Origin of the sequence: Pseudomonas sp. 91RF (assembly GCF_003576265.1) — a bacterium.
Lineage (GTDB): Bacteria > Pseudomonadota > Gammaproteobacteria > Pseudomonadales > Pseudomonadaceae > Aquipseudomonas > Aquipseudomonas kribbensis.
In genome coordinates this window covers 1-16,502 of sequence record NZ_QWFC01000009.1, presented here as the reverse complement: position 1 = coordinate 16,502, position 16,502 = coordinate 1, and the positions used below count along the sequence as shown (strand labels likewise).

The 16,502-nt window shown below is 60.6% G+C and carries 15 protein-coding genes and 1 pseudogene; 8 read left to right on the top strand and 8 right to left on the bottom strand.

The genetic code is table 11. From position 1 onward, the window contains the following. Positions 1 to 34: 34 nt before the first annotated feature. Complete coding sequence (locus tag DXT77_RS01260) at positions 35 to 1,009, bottom strand: quinone oxidoreductase (RefSeq protein ID WP_119426307.1); 975 nt, start codon at positions 1,007 to 1,009, stop codon at positions 35 to 37. A gap of 264 nt (positions 1,010 to 1,273) precedes the next feature. Between DXT77_RS01260 and DXT77_RS01255 the strand changes: the two genes are divergently transcribed. Further along, positions 1,274 to 1,933 (top strand): carbonic anhydrase, encoded by a 660-nt coding sequence (locus DXT77_RS01255; protein ID WP_085709845.1) that lies wholly within the window; start codon positions 1,274 to 1,276, stop codon positions 1,931 to 1,933. A gap of 176 nt (positions 1,934 to 2,109) precedes the next feature. On the opposite strand, the gene dmpG is transcribed toward DXT77_RS01255, so the two are convergent. The 7 genes from dmpG to DXT77_RS01220 form a co-directional block, all read right to left on the bottom strand. Beyond that, positions 2,110 to 3,129, bottom strand: a complete 1,020-nt coding sequence (dmpG, locus tag DXT77_RS01250; protein ID WP_119426306.1) for a 4-hydroxy-2-oxovalerate aldolase — start codon at positions 3,127 to 3,129, stop codon at positions 2,110 to 2,112. 10 nt (positions 3,130 to 3,139) lie between these two features. Continuing rightward, a complete protein-coding gene (locus DXT77_RS01245; protein WP_114883012.1) occupies positions 3,140 to 4,081 on the bottom strand; it encodes an acetaldehyde dehydrogenase (acetylating) in 942 nt (313 codons plus the stop codon). A gap of 58 nt (positions 4,082 to 4,139) precedes the next feature. Beyond that, the gene (locus DXT77_RS01240) at positions 4,140 to 4,931 is read right to left on the bottom strand and encodes a 2-keto-4-pentenoate hydratase (protein ID WP_119426305.1); all 792 of its coding nucleotides are present in this window, start codon (positions 4,929 to 4,931) and stop codon (positions 4,140 to 4,142) included. Beyond that, positions 4,928 to 6,679: a bifunctional 3-(3-hydroxy-phenyl)propionate/3-hydroxycinnamic acid hydroxylase gene (locus tag DXT77_RS01235; protein ID WP_119426304.1), complete on the bottom strand. Its 1,752-nt coding sequence runs from the start codon at positions 6,677 to 6,679 to the stop codon at positions 4,928 to 4,930. Before DXT77_RS01235 ends, DXT77_RS01240 begins: the two co-directional genes overlap by 4 nt. Positions 6,680 to 6,692: 13 nt before the next feature. After that, complete coding sequence (locus DXT77_RS01230) at positions 6,693 to 7,703, bottom strand: VOC family protein (protein WP_119426303.1); 1,011 nt, start codon at positions 7,701 to 7,703, stop codon at positions 6,693 to 6,695. A 9-nt stretch (positions 7,704 to 7,712) separates the two neighbouring features. Continuing rightward, positions 7,713 to 8,582, bottom strand: coding sequence for an alpha/beta fold hydrolase (locus DXT77_RS01225; RefSeq protein ID WP_119426302.1), 870 nt, complete (start codon positions 8,580 to 8,582; stop codon positions 7,713 to 7,715). Positions 8,583 to 8,750: 168 nt separating this feature from the next. After that, positions 8,751 to 9,356 carry a TetR/AcrR family transcriptional regulator gene (locus tag DXT77_RS01220; RefSeq protein ID WP_119426402.1) on the bottom strand — a complete coding sequence of 202 codons (606 nt, stop codon included), beginning with the start codon at positions 9,354 to 9,356 and terminating at the stop codon, positions 8,751 to 8,753. 195 nt (positions 9,357 to 9,551) lie between these two features. On the opposite strand from DXT77_RS01220, the gene DXT77_RS01215 reads away from it, so the two are divergent. From DXT77_RS01215 to DXT77_RS01185, 7 genes and pseudogenes are all read left to right on the top strand, one after another. Next, positions 9,552 to 10,625: an amidohydrolase family protein gene (locus DXT77_RS01215; protein ID WP_119426301.1), complete on the top strand. Its 1,074-nt coding sequence runs from the start codon at positions 9,552 to 9,554 to the stop codon at positions 10,623 to 10,625. Between the two features lie 110 nt (positions 10,626 to 10,735). Beyond that, positions 10,736 to 12,031 carry an OmpP1/FadL family transporter gene (locus tag DXT77_RS01210; RefSeq protein ID WP_119426300.1) on the top strand — a complete coding sequence of 432 codons (1,296 nt, stop codon included), beginning with the start codon at positions 10,736 to 10,738 and terminating at the stop codon, positions 12,029 to 12,031. A gap of 81 nt (positions 12,032 to 12,112) precedes the next feature. Beyond that, a complete protein-coding gene (locus DXT77_RS01205; protein WP_119426299.1) occupies positions 12,113 to 13,027 on the top strand; it encodes an AraC family transcriptional regulator in 915 nt (304 codons plus the stop codon). A gap of 308 nt (positions 13,028 to 13,335) precedes the next feature. Continuing rightward, complete coding sequence (locus tag DXT77_RS01200) at positions 13,336 to 14,235, top strand: alpha/beta hydrolase (protein ID WP_119426298.1); 900 nt, start codon at positions 13,336 to 13,338, stop codon at positions 14,233 to 14,235. Between the two features lie 65 nt (positions 14,236 to 14,300). Beyond that, entirely contained in the window at positions 14,301 to 15,239 is a 939-nt protein-coding gene (locus tag DXT77_RS01195) for an alpha/beta hydrolase (protein WP_119426297.1), read from the top strand. Then, positions 15,236 to 16,150 (top strand): AraC family transcriptional regulator, encoded by a 915-nt coding sequence (locus tag DXT77_RS01190; RefSeq protein WP_119426296.1) that lies wholly within the window; start codon positions 15,236 to 15,238, stop codon positions 16,148 to 16,150. Before DXT77_RS01195 ends, DXT77_RS01190 begins: the two co-directional genes overlap by 4 nt. A 55-nt stretch (positions 16,151 to 16,205) precedes the next feature. After that, positions 16,206 to 16,502, top strand: a pseudogene (locus DXT77_RS01185) (hypothetical protein); the annotation flags it as partial.

Here is a 16,502-nt window from a genome sequence, read left to right as displayed (position 1 = left end):
AGCGGCAACCCTCGTGAATGACGCGGTAAAAAACTCAAGGCACTAGCACAACTGCACCCGATAGACCGCCCCGGTGCAAGTCGGCGTGGGCCTGGGCGGCCTCCGACAGCGGATAACGACGCCCGACGTTGGGCCGGATAATACCGGCGTCAATGGCTTGCAACACGTCTTTTGCGCGCTGCTGGTATTCCTCCGGCGTAGCGGTGTGGGCGGCGAGGGAGGGTCGGGTCAGGAACAGCGAACCCTTGGCATTCAGAGTACTGATCTCCACCGGCATCGGCGCGCCCGACGACATGCCGAACGACACCAGCAACCCGCGCGGGCGCAGGCAGTTCAACGATGCCTCGAAAGACACCCGGCCAATCGGGTCGTACACCACATCCACTTTCCCGCCTCTCGTGATGTCGATCACCGACTGGGCCAGCGTCGCGGCATCGAATACCAGTACCTCGTCACACCCCGCCAATCTGGCCCGCTCGACACTATCGGCGCTGGACACCACACCGATCACAAATGCCCCCAAATGCCTGGCCCACGGCACCATGATCTGACCCAATGCACCGGCTGCGCCGTAAATCAGCACCGTCGAACCCGGCCCGACGGGGTAAGTGGACTTGAGCAAATACTGGGCGGTGATGCCCTTGAACAACGAGGCAGCAGCGTCCTCGAAGCTCAGGCTGTCGGGGATCTTCACCAGCCGATTGGCCGGATAGAGGCGGGCGCTGGCATAAGCCCCGATGGGGCCAGTGGCATAGGCGACCCGGTCGCCGACCAGCACATTCGTCACATCCGCCCCTGTTTCCACGACCCGCCCGGCACCTTCTAGCCCCAGACCCGAAGGCAGCGCTAACGGCACGGCGCCGGAGCGCTGGCTCAAGTCGAGCGGGTTGACGCCAATGGCGAACTGCTCCAGCCAGACCTCGTCGGGGCCGGGCGCCTGCAACCCGGTTTGCTCAAACTGAATGACTTGAGGTTCACCGGTTTGGTTGATGACAGCGGTGGTGATCATGTTGAACGCTCCCTTCAGTTGATTGTGGGGAGAGTTTAAGGGCGTGCATAGGAAGCACTAGTGGGGATGGTTGCAGTTCATACTTGCACTCCATGCAGCAGTGGCCAAAGGCTTAGTGACTTGAACTCATGCTCGACGCCCGCACTCAATCCACCGATTGAATACATCCAATGCGCGCGAGGTCTGCAATAATGACCACCATTGCGGCGCGAGGGCATGTCGAGTGCTCGTGTCGGTATCCGGCATTTTGATTTGGAGGATTCCATGCGTGACATCATTGATGGCTTTCTGCGTTTCCAGCGCGAGGTCTATCCGCAGCGTGTCGAGCTTTTCAAGCAGCTCGCGACAGAACAGAACCCCAAGGCGTTGTTCGTCACCTGTTCAGACAGTCGTGTAGTACCTGAACTTCTCACACAGCGCGAACCGGGCGAGCTGTTCGTGATTCGCAACGCCGGCAACATCGTGCCGTCGTACGGGCCTGAACCGGGTGGTGTTTCGGCCACCGTCGAATACGCGGTTGCCGTGCTCGGCGTAAAGGACATCGTGATCTGCGGCCACTCGGATTGCGGGGCGATGGGCGCGATTTCACGCTGCACGTGCCTGGATCATCTTCCGGCCGTTGCCAACTGGCTTCGCCATTCGGACGCCGCGAAAGCGATCAACGCCGCGCATGAATTCGATACGCCGCGTGACAAGCTCGACGGCCTCGTGCGTGAAAACGTGATCGCACAGCTGGCGAATCTGCGCACTCATCCATCGGTGGCACTGGCGCTCGAGCAGGGACGTTTGAACCTGCATGGCTGGGTCTACGACATCGAAGCAGGCTGCATCGATGCGCTGGATGGCGCCACTCGCCGCTTCATCAAACTTTCCGATTCACCGACCACCGTTGCCGTCGCTGCGCGCAACGTTGATCAGGTGTAACGCTGACGGACGAGTCAGGACCGAGATGGCTTCGTCCTGGCCAACCAGCCCCGGGATTTGGTCGAGGCGAGACGGCTTTTCAATAGTTCAATTGGGCGAGTTGAAAGGCTCCCCATGACGGCGCCTCGGACCATACTCGAGTAGAGGCGCCATTCCTTTCGGAAGTGTTGCTCGGTTCAGCGCTTGAGCAGATCCAGCGCGACGTCGACGATCATGTCTTCCTGACCGCCAACCATGCGACGCCTGCCCAGTTCGACCAGTATGTCCAGGGTCTTGAGGCCGTACCTGGCGGCGGCAATTTCGGCGTGGCGCAGGAAGCTTGAATAGACGCCGGCATAACCCAGTGCCAGGGTTTCACGGTCGACCCGCACTGGCCGATCCTGCAGCGGGCGTACGATGTCGTCGGCGGCGTCGAGCAGTGTGTAGAGGTCGGTGCCGTGGTTCCAGCCGAGACGTTCGGCGGCGGCGATGAACACTTCCAGCGGCGCATTGCCCGCACCAGCCCCCATCCCGGCCAGACTTGCATCGATCCGGTCGCAGCCTTCCTCGACGGCGGTTATCGAGTTGGCGACGCCCAGCGACAGGTTGTGGTGGGCGTGCATGCCGGTTTCGGTTTCCGGTTTCAGCACGGCTTTGAAAGCCCGGAAGCGCTCGCGAACATCCTGCATGTTCATCGCGCCACCGGAGTCGGCCATGTACACGCAAGTCGCGCCGTAGCTTTCCATCAGCCGGGCCTGAGCCGCCAGGTGCTCTGGGGCGATCATGTGGCTCATCATCAGGAAGCCGACGGTGTCCATACCCAGTTCGCGAGCGTATTCGATGTGCTGTTTCGAGACATCCGCCTCGGTGCAATGGGTGGCGATGCGCACCACACGTGCGCCGGCGTCATAGGCGGCCTTGAGGTCGTGCACTGTGCCGATACCCGGCAGCAGCAGGGTGGTGATTTTGGCGTGCTCGATGACATCGGCAGCCGCTTCGATCCATTCCAGGTCGGTATGGGCGGCGAAACCATAGTTGAAACTCGAACCCTGCAGGCCGTCGCCGTGGGCGATTTCGATCGAATCGACCCTGGCCTTGTCCAGTGCGCGCGCAATGTCCTGCACATTCTGCAGTGAGTACTGATGGCGGATGGCATGGCTGCCGTCGCGCAGGGTCACGTCGGAGATGTAGATTTTCTTGCCGGGATTGAATGTCATGTCGGGCCCTTCAGGCGTTGAGCATCGACTGCGCCATGCGCTCGGCGGTGGCCAAGGCAGCGGAGGTCATGATATCGAGATTGCCGGCGTAGGCTGGCAGGTAATGGGCGGCGCCTTCGACCTCAAGGAATACCGAGGTTTTCAGGCCGCTGAAGCGTCCCAGCCCCGGAATGTTCAAGGGTGCCGATTCGGCAATGACGTCAAACTGAACCTTCTGTTTCAGGCGATAGCCCGGCACATAGGCCTGGACTGCCGCGACCATCTCCTCGACGGAAGCCTCGATCTGCGCCTGATCGGCGGTTTCGGACAGTACGAACACTGTGTCACGCATCATCAGTGGCGGTTCGGCGGGGTTCATGATGATGATCGCCTTGCCTTTGGAGGCCCCACCCACCATTTCGATAGCCCTGGAGGTGGTTTCCGTGAATTCGTCGATGTTGGCGCGGGTTCCGGGGCCGGCTGATTTGCTGGCGATCGAGGCGACGATTTCGGCGTAGTGAACCCGGGCAACACGGGATACGGCGGCGACCACTGGAATGGTTGCCTGACCACCACAGGTGACCATGTTGACGTTGAGTCGATCCAGATTTTGCTCCAGGTTGACCACTGGAATGCAGTAAGGGCCGATAGCCGCCGGAGTGAGGTCGATCAGGCGGATACCCGGCTTGATCGAGCGCAGGCGTTTTTCGTTCTCGATATGGGCACTAGCCGAGGTGGCATCGAAGACGAAATCGATGTCCTTGAACGCGTCCATGCGGATCAGGCCTTCAACCCCCTCGTGGGTGGTCGCGACGCCCATGCGTTCGGCGCGGGCGAGACCGTCGGATGCAGGGTCGATCCCGACCATTACCGCCATTTCCAGGTGTCTGGCGTTGCGCAGAATCTTGATCATCAGGTCGGTGCCGATGTTGCCGGAGCCGATGATGGCGACCTTGAGTTTGGTTTGACTCATGGGAGCAATCTCTCAAATTGGCCAAGCCACGACAGCCTGGCGCAGAAGGACGGGCAGGTCAGATGAAGCGGCAACGGATCTGGCCAAGTCGGGTCAGGTGCAAGTGCAGACTGTCCCCGGCCACGACAGGCGTCATCGGCCCCAGAGCACCGGAGAGCAGCACGTCGCCGGCCTGCAAGGGCCGGCCCATCCGGGCCATGGTGCGAGCCAGCCACAGGCAGGCGTCCACCGGATTGCCAAGGCATGCGGCACCGACACCGATCGAAGCCGTGCCAGCATTTTTTTCCAGCAGCATGCCTTCCAGCCGAAGGTCCAGCGAGGCGAGTGGAGTCGGCTGTTTACCCAGCACATACAGCCCGGATGAAGCGTTGTCCGCCACCGTGTCCACCAGCGATATGTTCCAGTTCTCGATGGCCGAGTCGACGATTTCCAGCGCAGGCACCACGTACTCCACCGCCCGCAGCAGTTCCGCGAGGGTCGTATCTTCATATGGAAGATCGCGGCCCAGCACGAACGCAATCTCGCCTTCGGCCTTGGGCTGGATCAACTGACTGATCTGGATCTCACCGCCATCGGCGATTTCCATATCGGCGAACAGCATGCCGAAATCCGGTTGATCGACGCCCAGTTGCTGTTGCACGGCAGCCGAGGTCAGTCCGATTTTACGGCCGACCAAGCGCCGTCCCTGGGCCAGGGCCCGTTGGGTGTTGATCTCCTGTACGGCATAGGCGCCGGTCAACGAATCGATACCGAAAGTGGACGAGATCCGCGCACAGGGTTCGCGTTGTTCCCGTGCTCTGGCCAGGGCAGCGGCGGCGTCTTGCAGAGGCTTCAGAGGGAACTGGCTCATGCGATTTTCCTCAGCAGTCGAGGCTCGTCTGCGACGACTTCAGCACCGGGGCTCCATTGCAGCTGGAACTTGAGTTCGTTGATGGCCCGATCCAGATCCGCGGCCTCGACCATGGCGAAGGTGAATTTGTCCGGGCGCACCACGGCGACGGCTCCGCTGGAGAACCCCGAGCGCTTGAACCAGGCGACCATCTCGCCCTGCACATCTTCCAGTTCGACCAACTCTTGGGTATTGGAACGATCGGTATTGGCGCCCTGTGGACGCGTGCCGAACGGGAAGAGGGTGGCGAAACGCGTGTTCTGGATATCCAGCAGTTTCCGGGAGGCCTGACTCAGGTGGGCCCGTGGATCGACCTCAAGTCCTATCAAGGCAAAACCGTCGCCCAGCAGATCATCGAGCAATACACGCTGGCCCTTGAAGGTGCGGACTTCGGGTTGCGGAATCATCCGGCCTTCCGGGGAGCGCCGATGACGGCGTGGCATGCCCAGATAGCTGTCAGGGGCATAGGTCGGGGCCGGTTTGAAACGGCCTTCGCGAACATAGCGGCCGAGAAATGGCGTCGCCAGGACAGTCTTGACCAGCAGGTTGCGCATCAGACTGGAAACCGGACTGGACATCGAGACGAAGTCCTTCATCTGCACCGAAATATCAATCATCGCCTTGGCATGGTGGAAGCGTTCGCTGCCATAGGTGTCGAGCAGCCGCTCACCGGCTTGCCCCTTGATCACGGCGTCGATTTTCCAGGCGAGGTTGTAGGCGTCACGCACGCCGGAGCTCATGCCTTGGCCCATGAACTGCGGCGTCATGTGGGCAGCATCGCCGGCAATCAATACCCGACCCTTGCGCCAATCCTTCGCCACCAGGGCGTTGAAGGTATAGACCAGCTTGCGTTTGACCTCGAACTTGTCCGGGTCGACGTAACGGCTGATCAGGTTGCGCACCACTGTCGGGTCTTCCATCTGTTCGCGAGTCTGGCCGGGCATCAGCATGAATTCGAAACGATGGAACCGGCCGGGCTGAGGACAGCAGACCGTCGGGCATTCAGGGTCGCAGATGAAGCTGAAGTAGGGCAGATGACGCAAGGCATCCTCGCCTTCTTTCATCTCCAGATCGACCACCAGCCAGGGTTCGGGAAAGTTCTTGCCGCTCATACCGATGCCCAAGGCCTCTCGGACCGTACTGCGGCCGCCGTCAGCCCCCACCAGATAGCGCCCGCGAATGGTTTGCGGGTCCGGATCGATTTCGCAGGCCTGACGGGCATCCGTCGCATCACTGAAGCGGAAGGTGCTGGTGGCCTGATGGGTCACGGTCACCCCATGTTCATCCTGTGTGAACTGCGTGAGTTCACGACCACGGGCAACCCGCACATTGGGATAGCGCTCGAGCAGATCGCTCAGCGTGGTTTCCAGCCAGGGCTGGTAAAGGAAGTTGATGATCGGCCAGCCGTAGGGGCGATCGAGGCGCCAGTACTGGCCGAGGATCTTGCCGTTGGCCAGCACCCACTGAGCGGGGGTATCGACTTGCATGTTGGCTGAAAGCTCGGCGGCAACACCGGCCGCCTGCATGACGCGCATGCATTCGTCGTCCGTATAGACCGCCCGGGCGTTGCCATAAAACAGTGGCTCGCGTTCCAGTACCAGCACCGACAGACCACGCTTGCCGAGCAGATGCGCGAGCGTGGCGCCCGTCGGGCCAAGCCCGGAAATAATCACGTCGACGCTCGTTACAGACTCGTTTTTGTTATTCATGACGATATCTCTCTTACAGCGGTGAATATTCGGGCTTGAGCAACGAACGTGTGCCGCGGGCGAAGTTGCCCAGGTTGGTGGTCAACGTGTGCCAGGCACCGCTTTTCTCCGGGCGATGCCCCCAAAGGCTGATGCCTTGATAGGAGGTTGTGCGCCAAAGAGCCTCATCGACCACCCTGGCGTTGCAACCCAGTTCCAGCTCGAAACCGCTGGGGCTCATCACGTAGAACGATTGCTCACGGTCGTTGGGGTGCTCACCGATTTCGTGGGCCATTTCGAAACCGAGGGTCCGGCAACGCAAATAGGCGTTGGTCAGTTCGCTGACCGAGGTGGTCAGCATGTTCATGTGTTGCACACGGGTACGAATCGGATCCATCGGCAGGCCACGCAATCGGGCGATGGCAATCGAGTGGTGACGTTCGTTGACCCGGAAGAAATCAATGTCCAGGGTCACTCCGGCAATCCGCTCGACGATGTGGTCGCTGGCTCTTGCATCAAATATTTCCTGCCAGAAACGCTGCATCTGCTGGGGTTTGCGCGAGGTGATCGCCAGGTGGCCCATCCCGGCGGGACCGGTGATGAAACCTGCACTAAGCATGTTCAGTGGCTTGTCGCTCAGCAGCGGCTCCCAGAACAGCTCGACGGCCATGCGTTTGGGACCGAGCACCCGCCAGAACCTTTTCACGCCGCGTTGTGCGGCTTCTTCCGGTTGGCTGGGCTGCGCTTGGATACCGAGGCGTTGCAGGCGCTTGAGCACTTCGTCGAGGGTGGCCTGGTCGCGTAATTGCCAGCCGACGGCAAGAAAATCTTCCTGCGGACCGCGCTGGATAATGATCCGCCGCTGGTGCTGATCCATACGAAAAGCCAGGGTTTGTTCGTCCGAGCTGGCCAGGTGCAGGCCGATGCCGTGCTGGAGCAGCTCACGCCAACGCGCCAGGTGGCGGGACTCGATCAACGCATAGCCCATGCTGCTGGCGCCGAAGATGTCCGGCGTTGTTCGACTGATCGTTGCTTGATTGTTCATGACGTCAACTCAGCGCTTTGTGCGACTGGCGAGGAACGCCAGGGTCACGGAGTTGAATTCGTCCGCACGCTCCCACTGCACCCAATGACCGGTCCGGCTGAACAGGTAGAGGTTGCAATCCGGCATGCGACTACGCAGCGCCTCGCCGCCGCTGGGACGATTGACCTTGTCGTCCGCGCCCCAGAGCACGAGGGTCGGAACCTGGCAATGCTTGAGGCGTGAATCGCGGGTGAAGTCCCAGCGCGAGAACCGGAGAATGCCCGTTGGCCGGCGCAGGGGAGGGGCTGCAACGACCTGCGGGTCGATACTCGCCTCAAAACGCTCGCGGATCATCTCGTCACTGACCTGGCTGCCGTCATACACCAGGTAGTCGCGGATAAAACGCGTGATCTTGGCCAGCGTCGGGCCTTCACCGTTGTAGTAGTCGAGCAACAGCTTGAGACCCGGTGTCGGCAGACTGCGAGTGGTATTGACGCCACCGGGGCCCATCAGCACCAGAGCCGACACCCGGCCGGGTGCATCCAGCGCCATGCGCAAGGCACAGGCACCACCCAACGAGTTGCCCACCAGGTGGGCGCTGCTGATGTTCAGGGTGTCGAGCAGGCCGAGCATCGCCCCCGCCAGATCGCCGAAAGGGTCCTTGCGATCCACACCTTTGGTGGATCGGCCGTAACCGGGCATGTCGACCACAATGACGCGGAACTGCCGGGCAAGGGATTCGATATTGCGCGAGTAGTTGGAGAGCCCCGAGGCTCCCGCTCCGCCACCGTGAAGCATCAGCAGGGGATGGCCGACGCCCGTTTCGCTGATGAAAATCTGCCGCCGACCCACTTGTACCGTTCGTGAGGTCAGGGCAGGAAGAGGTTCTTTATTGTTCATTGTCAGTTCCTGGCGTAAGGCACTCCGACCCGGGCGGTGGGTCAGTGCTTGCCACAGACTCTAACACTCAAGATTAGAATTGAACACCAGTGTTCAATTGTCTTTTTGCGGGCAATAAAAAAGCCAGATTCCCCAAGGGATCTGGCTCAAGAAAATCAGCGGAGGACATCAGGCTGCGAGACGGGGCAGATCCTGTGTAGCGATGCTGCGCGCTTCCTCGGCTGGTACGCCGAGCGCCCTGAGAACGAATTCGGCCATATCGGAACCCGCGTCGCGCCAGGTCTTGTGCCCCTGAAGTACCAGCATCGTGGCCCCCAGTACGCCGCCACCGATCATCGCCATCACCGAAGGCAGCTGCTCCTGTCGAAAGCTGTATTGCTCGCTGCTCAGGCCGCTGAGCACATCGTGCATGGGCGGACCGCTCCACATCTGTTGCAGCGTCTCATTGCTGGCCCCGTAGCGCACGATGAACGCCCCCCAGTGCGGCTCTTCATGGGCGCGGCGGATATACAGACGGATACCGGTGGCCAGGCGGACGGCAGGGGACGCATGGGGATCTGTACTGCGTGCGGCCCTGTCGTTCATTTCGGCACTGAGCTGGCTGGCGACATCTTCGAACAGCGTCTCAACCGAGTTGAGGTTGTTGTAGATCGTGCCGCGCGCTACCCCGGCGATCTGTGCCAGCTCGCTGACATTGACCTCTTCGACACGTTTCTCGACAAACAGCCGGATCGCAGCTTCATGGATGCGCTTCTGCACGGGACTGAGTTTCAAAGCAATGAGCTCCAACGGAGAGATTCCTGACATTGAACAAGCGCGTTCAAAATAAAGCAAATCAGCGTTTGCCTATCATTGACATAATTGAACACAAATGTTCAATATTGATCTCTAAAGTTGTACTCCCACCGAGCACGGTTCTTTACCCAGTGGCCGCAGGCGCTCGGTCGAAGCCCAAACAAGAGAGTCAGCATGTCAATCAAGCAAGGCCGTATCGATGTCCACCATCACATCATTCCACCCGCATTCGTCGAAGCGATGAATGCCAGAGGGCTGCACTCCGTTGCGGGAGCGCCGCTGCCAGACTGGACCCCGGAAAAATCCATCGAGGTGATGGATGCGAACGGCATCGAACGGGCAATCACCTCGCTGTCTGCGCCCGGCGTCCACTTCGGTGACGGGGTCCAACAAGCCAGCGAGCTGGCGCGACGCTGCAACGAGTTCGCCGCACAGATGCGTACACGCTACCCGAGCCGCTTCGGCAACTTCGCGGTGCTGCCGATGCCGTTCACCGAGGCCGCCTGCCGTGAAGCCGTCTATGCGCTGGACGTACTCAAGGCCGAGGGCATTGTCTTGCTGGGCAGCACCGACGGAGTGTTTCTGGGCGATCCGCGCTTCGACGAACTGATGGCCGAACTCGACCGCCGAAAAGCCGTGGTATTCATCCATCCCAACATGCACCAGACCAGCGAAAGCATCGGTCTACAGACCCCGGGATTTCTCATTGAGTTTCTCTGCGATACCACGCGCGCGGCGGTCAATCTGATCCTCAGCGGGTCCATGGAGCGCTATCCCGGCATTCGCTGGATCCTGTCCCACTCCGGCGGCTTCCTGCCGTTTGTGGCCTGGCGTGTTTCGCTGGCCAACATGTTGCCGGAATTTCAGCAACACGCGCCGCAAGGCGTCATGACCTACATCCGTCGCTTTTACTTCGACACGGCGTTGTCGCCATCACCTTATTCCATGGCGGCGCTCAAGGAACTGGTGGAACCGTCACACATTCTTTTCGGCAGTGACTATCCCTTTGCCCCGGCTCCCGCCACGGCGTTGCAGTGCCGGACGCTGGAAAGCCTGGAGATGTGGTCGCCGGCGATCATGCATGGCATCAACCGTGCCCATGCACTCAGTCTGTTTCCGCAGTACAGCCAGCCCAATGAAGTGGTTACCCCGGCGCCGATCTTTGAGGGCGAATCCTTCTCTCAACGCTTGCGACGCAGCATGACCCGACCGATCGGTGCGCTGGCCGAGCGGATGCGCAAACGCTGAACCCACCCGTCGCCATGGATGGCCGGCGACCTATTTCATCATTGAATCCAACGATCCATCCGCGTGCCTTGGGTGTTCGCACCCACCAAAAAAATAACAAGAGCCAAATCATGACAATAAGAAATCAGCTTTGTGTGCTGGGGCTTTGCCTCACCTCCACTCAACTCCTGGCCAACGGCCTGCAAATCAACGAACAGAGCATCAGCTCGGGAGGCAAGGCTTATTCCGGTCGGGCTTCTGATGTGCAGGACGCCTCGATCGTTTACGGCAACCCCGCCGGCATGTCCCGCCTGGCGGGTGAACACGTCAGTGGCGGTCTCAGCTTCATTGATGTCAGTTCGCGCATCAGCAACGTCAATGCCACGGTGTCGGGCACTTCACACGGCGATATGGTGCCTGATCCGATCGTCGTGCCATCGGGCTTCTACACGCTGCAACTCAACGATGACTGGCACGTGGGTTTCGGGGTTTACGCCCCTTTTGGCGGGAGCACGGACTACGAAAGCAACTTCCAGGGACGCTACCGCAGCTCGCAGACTCAGGTGAAGGTCGTCACCTTGCAGCCGACGGTCAGTTACCGGATCAATGATCGACTGTCTGTGGGGTTTGGGCCGACGATCAACCGTATCGACGGGCTGCTCGAAAGCAAGATCGCCAACAGCGCGGTGGGCGGGCAGGGCGACGGGACTGTCAAAGTCACCGGCGATGACACGGCCATGGGCTTCAGTCTGGGCATCCTGTTCGACCCGCTCGACGACCTGACCCTGGGGCTAACCTATCACTCCAGAGTCGATTACAAGCTGAGCGGAAAGACCAAGGTCTCAGGTGCCAATGGATTGCTGGCACCGATCCCGGGGCTGGGGCTGCCGGGGCTCAACGGCAAATATGACGCGAGCCTGGATTTCACTTCACCGGAAACGGTCGATGCCTCGGCGACCTGGCGCATCAATGATCGACTGGATGTCTCCGCCGGTGCGTTGTGGAGTCGCTGGAGTCGCGTGCAGGAATTGAGGGTGCTGAACTCCGGTGTGCCACAGGCCTATGGCCCTTTCGATACGATCCTCGAAACCCTGAAGTGGCGTGATACCTGGTCGTTCTCCACCGGCATGTCCTATCGCCTGAACAAGCAATGGAAGGTTCGTGGCGGGATCGCCTATGAGCCGACGCCGATGCCCAATCAGTACACGTCCACCCGTGCACCAACGGGAGACCGGAAGATTTTCACGGTTGGCCTGAACTGGCAGATGACCGATCAGACCTCTCTGGATCTGGGATACGGCTACATCCACGAAGATCCGGTGAAGGTTTCACAGGACACGTTCCAGGGTGGGCTGCGTCCGGGTTATAGCGCCACCTACCAGAACACAGTCAATGGCCTTGGGCTGCAGTTGAATCACAGCTTCTGATCAGTCCTGCCCGACGACAAGGTCAGGTTCAGCGTTATGATTTGTCCCTATGTATGGCGGCAATCGCGTAAGGAACCACCGATGACTCACCTTCAACCCGACGATCTGATCGAGGCGGACTTGACCGGCCTGGCATCCTTGATTGCGCGACAGGCCACCCATGCCGGGGATTTTCCCACCCGGTTACCGGCGTTGAGTCTGCACCGCCGCACGTCCCCGACAGATCCCATGCCGTGCATCTACGGCCTGGGCCTTGGCGTGGTGGCCCAGGGCAGCAAACAGGTATTGCAGCAGGAAGCCGTGCTGCATTTCCGTGCGGGGCAGGGGATGCTGACCAGCATCGACCAACCGGTGGTGTCCCATGTTGCCCAGGCGTCGGTGGCAAAGCCTTTTCTCGGGATGATGCTGACGCTGGATGTCAGCCAGATCATGCGCATCGCCTCCGAACTGCAACTGCCGCCTCCGCCGAAGGCCGGCACCCACCAGGCCATCGTCATTGCCGAGCTGGACCCCGGACTGGTCCGGGCCCTCGAGCGTCTGCTGGGTCTGCTGGAGGAACCGGAACTCTTCGATCATCTGGCGCCTCTTGTCCAGCAAGAGATCATCGTCCGGTTGTTGGTGGGTCAACATGGCATGGCGTTGCGTCACCTGATTGCCACGGGTTCGCCGATGCAACAGATCGCCAGTGTAGTCGCATGGCTGAAGCAGAACCTGGCCGAGCCTATGCGCATCGAACATCTGGCCGAACGGGTGCACATGAGTCCTTCCACTTTTCGTCAGCACTTTCGCACGCTGACGGGTGTGAGCCCGCTGCAGTTCCACAAACAATTGCGGTTGCAGGAGGCCAGGCAGTTGATGATCAACCAGCACCTGGACGCGGGGCAGGCAGCGGGGAGGGTGGGGTACGAAAGCGCCTCGCAGTTCAGCCGCGAGTACAGCCGGGCCTTCGGCGCGCCGCCGCAACGGGACATCCGGCGTATGCGCCAGCCAGGCTGACCTGTCTGCGTAACAGGCAATCGGGCAAGGCACAGATTTCCCTGCCCGCAGCAGACGTGTGGCCTTGCGCGCCCGTAAAAACAAGGTTCTCGCGAGTTTTCGGGAGAGCGTGATGAATCCGCATTCTCCTTGAAACGTGCAATTAAGGAATCGGAATAGGCAAAAACACCCGCAGAGCCCTTCCTATACTGGACTCCAACGAAGGGCAGGCAACCTGCACGACTCAGTCGAAGCGAAAACACCTTGCCCTCCGCAACCCGGCAATCGCGCCAACTGGCGCTGCGCGCTGCTCTATCGGAGGCAACACCATGCAAAACGTCCAGTTCAAGAACCGCAACATCGAGATGGCTGGCCACCTCTACTTGCCCGCTACATTCGTTGAAGGCCAACAATATCCGGCGATCATTACCGTTCATCCAGGGGGCGGCGTGAAAGAGCAGACGGCCGGCACCTACGCCCGACTGTTGGCCGAGCAGGGTTTCGTCACCCTGGCGTTCGATGCGTCCTATCAAGGTGCCAGTGGCGGCGAGCCGCATTTTCTCGATGAACCCATGAATCGCGTGGCCGACGTGTACAGCGCAGTCGACTACCTGACCACCCTCGGTTTTGTCGATGCTCAGCGCATCGGCGTGCTGGGCATCTGCGCCGGTGGCGGCTTCGCGGCCAAGGCGGCGTCGGTCGACCGCCGGATCAAGGCCCTGGCCACCGCCAGTGCGGTCAACGTAGGGACTGCCACTCGTAAAGGCTGGGAAGGCAAGGGTTCCATCAACGATCTGTTGCCGGTTCTGGATGCCCTGGCTGGACAGCGCTCAGCAGAAGCGGCGGGCGCCGAGCCCGTGTATGCCCCTTACGTACCGCAACTGGGTGATACCAGTGCGCCCCGTGATCTTCAGGAGGCGGCCGACTACTACCTCACGCCTCGTGCCCAGCACCCGAACGCACAGAACAAGATGCTGATGAATTGTCTCGGCGCCTGGGTCGCGTTTGATGCGTTCGACCTGATCGACCAGTTGCTGACCCAGCCGGCACTGATCATCGCCGGCAGCGAAGCCGGTTCGCTGTGGCACAGCCAGGAGCTGCATGCCAAGGCGCTGGGGCAAAAGGAACTGGTGGTGCTCGACGGTCTGGCTCACATGGATCTGTACGACGGTCCCGGGGTCAACACGGCCATGGAACACCTGGCGCCGTTCTTCCGCACCAGCCTCTGAGTACGGCGGGCGGCGCCGTTCTAGCGCCGCTCTCTATCGTTTCCGATTTACTCCTGGAGAATCACATGAGCACTGTCACTATCAAGCACGTTCGCTATCAGAATCTGGGCTGGGAAACCGCAGCGGATTTATATCTACCACCCAATTTCGATGCCTCCAGAAAATACCCGGCGATTGTCAGCACCCACCCGATCGGCAGTTGCAAGGAACAGACCTCAGGCAACGTCTACGGCGCAGGTCTGGCCAAAGAGGGTTTTGTGGTGATTGCCTTCGATGCCAGTTTCCAGGGCGAGAGCGGTGGTGAGCCACGCTTCATCGAAGACCCGTCGATCCGCGTCTCGGACATCCGCTTCGCCATCGATTACCTGCTCACGCTGCCCTACGTCGATGCGGCGCGTATCGGTGCCATCGGTATCTGTGGCGGGGGCGCATACACCGTACACGCTGCCAGTACCGACCACAGGATCAAAGCGCTGGTCTCGATCACCGGGGTCAATTTCGGGCGACTGATCCGTGAAGGCTTCAGCAACTTCGATCCGGTCACGGCGCTGCAAGCCATGGCTGCCCAGCGCACCGCAGAAGCCCAGGGCGGTGCTCGGCATGTCATCAACTATCTGCCGGCATCGGTGGAAGAGGGACGCAGCGCAGGCATCACCGATATCGACGTGCTCGAAGCGACCGAGTACTACAAGACGTCGCGCGGACAGCAGCCCAACGGCGCCACCAGCGGCCTGTTTTCGTTCAACAGCGCAGCCTTTGGCTGGGATGCGTTTCTGCACGCCGAAGTGCTGTTGACCCAGCCCCTGTTGGTGGTTATCGGTGACAAGCCCGGAGGTTTCGGAGCGTACCGCGATGGCTGGGAAATCTACGGTCGGGCCGCGTCGGCCGACAAACAGATTTACGTGGCAGAAGGCTGGTCGCATTACGACCTGTACGACAAGCCCGAGCCTGTCGCACTGGCCATGGCCCAAGCTGTGCCGTTCCTGCGCAAGCATCTGCAGTGAAGCCTGATTCCGAATCGTCGCGGCTGTCCTCCAACGACAGCCGCGACCTGGCCATTGCCATTGCCCGCATAGCTCCGTCGGACGGTGACTACGAGACGGCCATTCCCGGTCTGACTCTGCATCGTCGTCGGGCGCTGACCCAGCCGATGCACTGCATCTACGGTCTGGGACTGGGGATCACAGCCCAGGGCCGGAAGCAGGTCGTGCTGGGCGATCAGATCCTGAATTTCGGTCCGGGTCAGTCGTTGCTGACCGCTGTCGATCTGCCCGTGGTCTCCACAGTGATGGAGGGAAGTCACACCGAGCCGTTCCTGGGCCTGATGTTGCAGCTGGCACCTCAGGACATCTTGCAACTGGCCACTGAAATGCGCCTGCCGGTGCCTGCCCGCGATTGTGATTTCTGCTCGATCGCCGTTGAGTCTTTGACCGAGGGGTTGCTGGATGCCGTGCTGCGTCTCGTGCAGTTGCTGGCCGATCCGGTGCTGTTGCCTTGTCTTGCGCCGCTGCTGAAGCGTGAGATCGCTTACCGGTTACTCGCCGGCCCCCACGGTGCACAGTTGTGCCATCTGATCAATCAGGGAGCACCCAGCCAACAGATCGCCGGCGCCATCAACTGGCTCAAGCGCCATTTCGCCGAGCCGCTGAAAATTGAACAGCTGGCTGCCGGCTTTCATATGAGTCCTTCCACGTTCCGCCAGCACTTTCGCTCGATCACCGGCTTGAGCCCCCTGCAGTACCAAAAGCAACTGCGTCTGCAGGAGGCCCGTCAGTTGATGCTGACGCGGAACCTGGATGCAAGCGTGACGGCGTCTCGGGTCGGCTATGAAAGCGCCTCGCAGTTCAGCCGTGAATACGCCCGCCTGTTTGGTCAGCCACCTCAACGTGACATCCGCCGCTTGCGTCTGAACTGAATCACACACATTGCCATGGGCTGACCACATGGGTCGGCTTTGTCTGGAAAGCATCATGAAACCGAATTACCCCGAAATTTTTCGTCCTCTGCGTTTCGCCAACGGCCTGACGATCGACAACCGACTGGCCATGGCACCGATGACCACCTGGTCTGCCAATCCCGACGCCAGCATTTCCGAGCAGGAGCTTGCGTACTACCGTCGCCGTGTGAAAGGCATCGGACTGGTCATCACCGGCTGCTCCCATGTCAGCCCTGAAGGCATCGGTTTCGATGCCGAGTTCGCTGCCTGGGACGATCGTTTTCTGCCGAGCCTGCGGCGTCTTGCCCAGGCCGCAAAAAGTGGCGGGGCG

What these genes read in the sequence shown, in the direction of transcription:
- DXT77_RS01260 (WP_119426307.1), bottom strand. Translation starts at nt 1,009, where the DNA reads ATGATCACCACCGCTGTCATCAACCAAACCGGTGAACCTCAAGTCATT.
- DXT77_RS01215 (WP_119426301.1), top strand. Translation starts at nt 9,552, where the DNA reads ATGTCAATCAAGCAAGGCCGTATCGATGTCCACCATCACATCATTCCA.
- DXT77_RS01235 (WP_119426304.1), bottom strand. Translation starts at nt 6,679, where the DNA reads ATGAATAACAAAAACGAGTCTGTAACGAGCGTCGACGTGATTATTTCC.
- DXT77_RS01225 (WP_119426302.1), bottom strand. Translation starts at nt 8,582, where the DNA reads ATGAACAATAAAGAACCTCTTCCTGCCCTGACCTCACGAACGGTACAA.
- DXT77_RS01240 (WP_119426305.1), bottom strand. Translation starts at nt 4,931, where the DNA reads ATGAGCCAGTTCCCTCTGAAGCCTCTGCAAGACGCCGCCGCTGCCCTG.
- DXT77_RS01245 (WP_114883012.1), bottom strand. Translation starts at nt 4,081, where the DNA reads ATGAGTCAAACCAAACTCAAGGTCGCCATCATCGGCTCCGGCAACATC.
- DXT77_RS01205 (WP_119426299.1), top strand. Translation starts at nt 12,113, where the DNA reads ATGACTCACCTTCAACCCGACGATCTGATCGAGGCGGACTTGACCGGC.
- DXT77_RS01230 (WP_119426303.1), bottom strand. Translation starts at nt 7,703, where the DNA reads ATGAACAATCAAGCAACGATCAGTCGAACAACGCCGGACATCTTCGGC.
- DXT77_RS01200 (WP_119426298.1), top strand. Translation starts at nt 13,336, where the DNA reads ATGCAAAACGTCCAGTTCAAGAACCGCAACATCGAGATGGCTGGCCAC.
- DXT77_RS01195 (WP_119426297.1), top strand. Translation starts at nt 14,301, where the DNA reads ATGAGCACTGTCACTATCAAGCACGTTCGCTATCAGAATCTGGGCTGG.
- DXT77_RS01210 (WP_119426300.1), top strand. Translation starts at nt 10,736, where the DNA reads ATGACAATAAGAAATCAGCTTTGTGTGCTGGGGCTTTGCCTCACCTCC.
- dmpG (WP_119426306.1), bottom strand. Translation starts at nt 3,129, where the DNA reads ATGACATTCAATCCCGGCAAGAAAATCTACATCTCCGACGTGACCCTG.
- DXT77_RS01255 (WP_085709845.1), top strand. Translation starts at nt 1,274, where the DNA reads ATGCGTGACATCATTGATGGCTTTCTGCGTTTCCAGCGCGAGGTCTAT.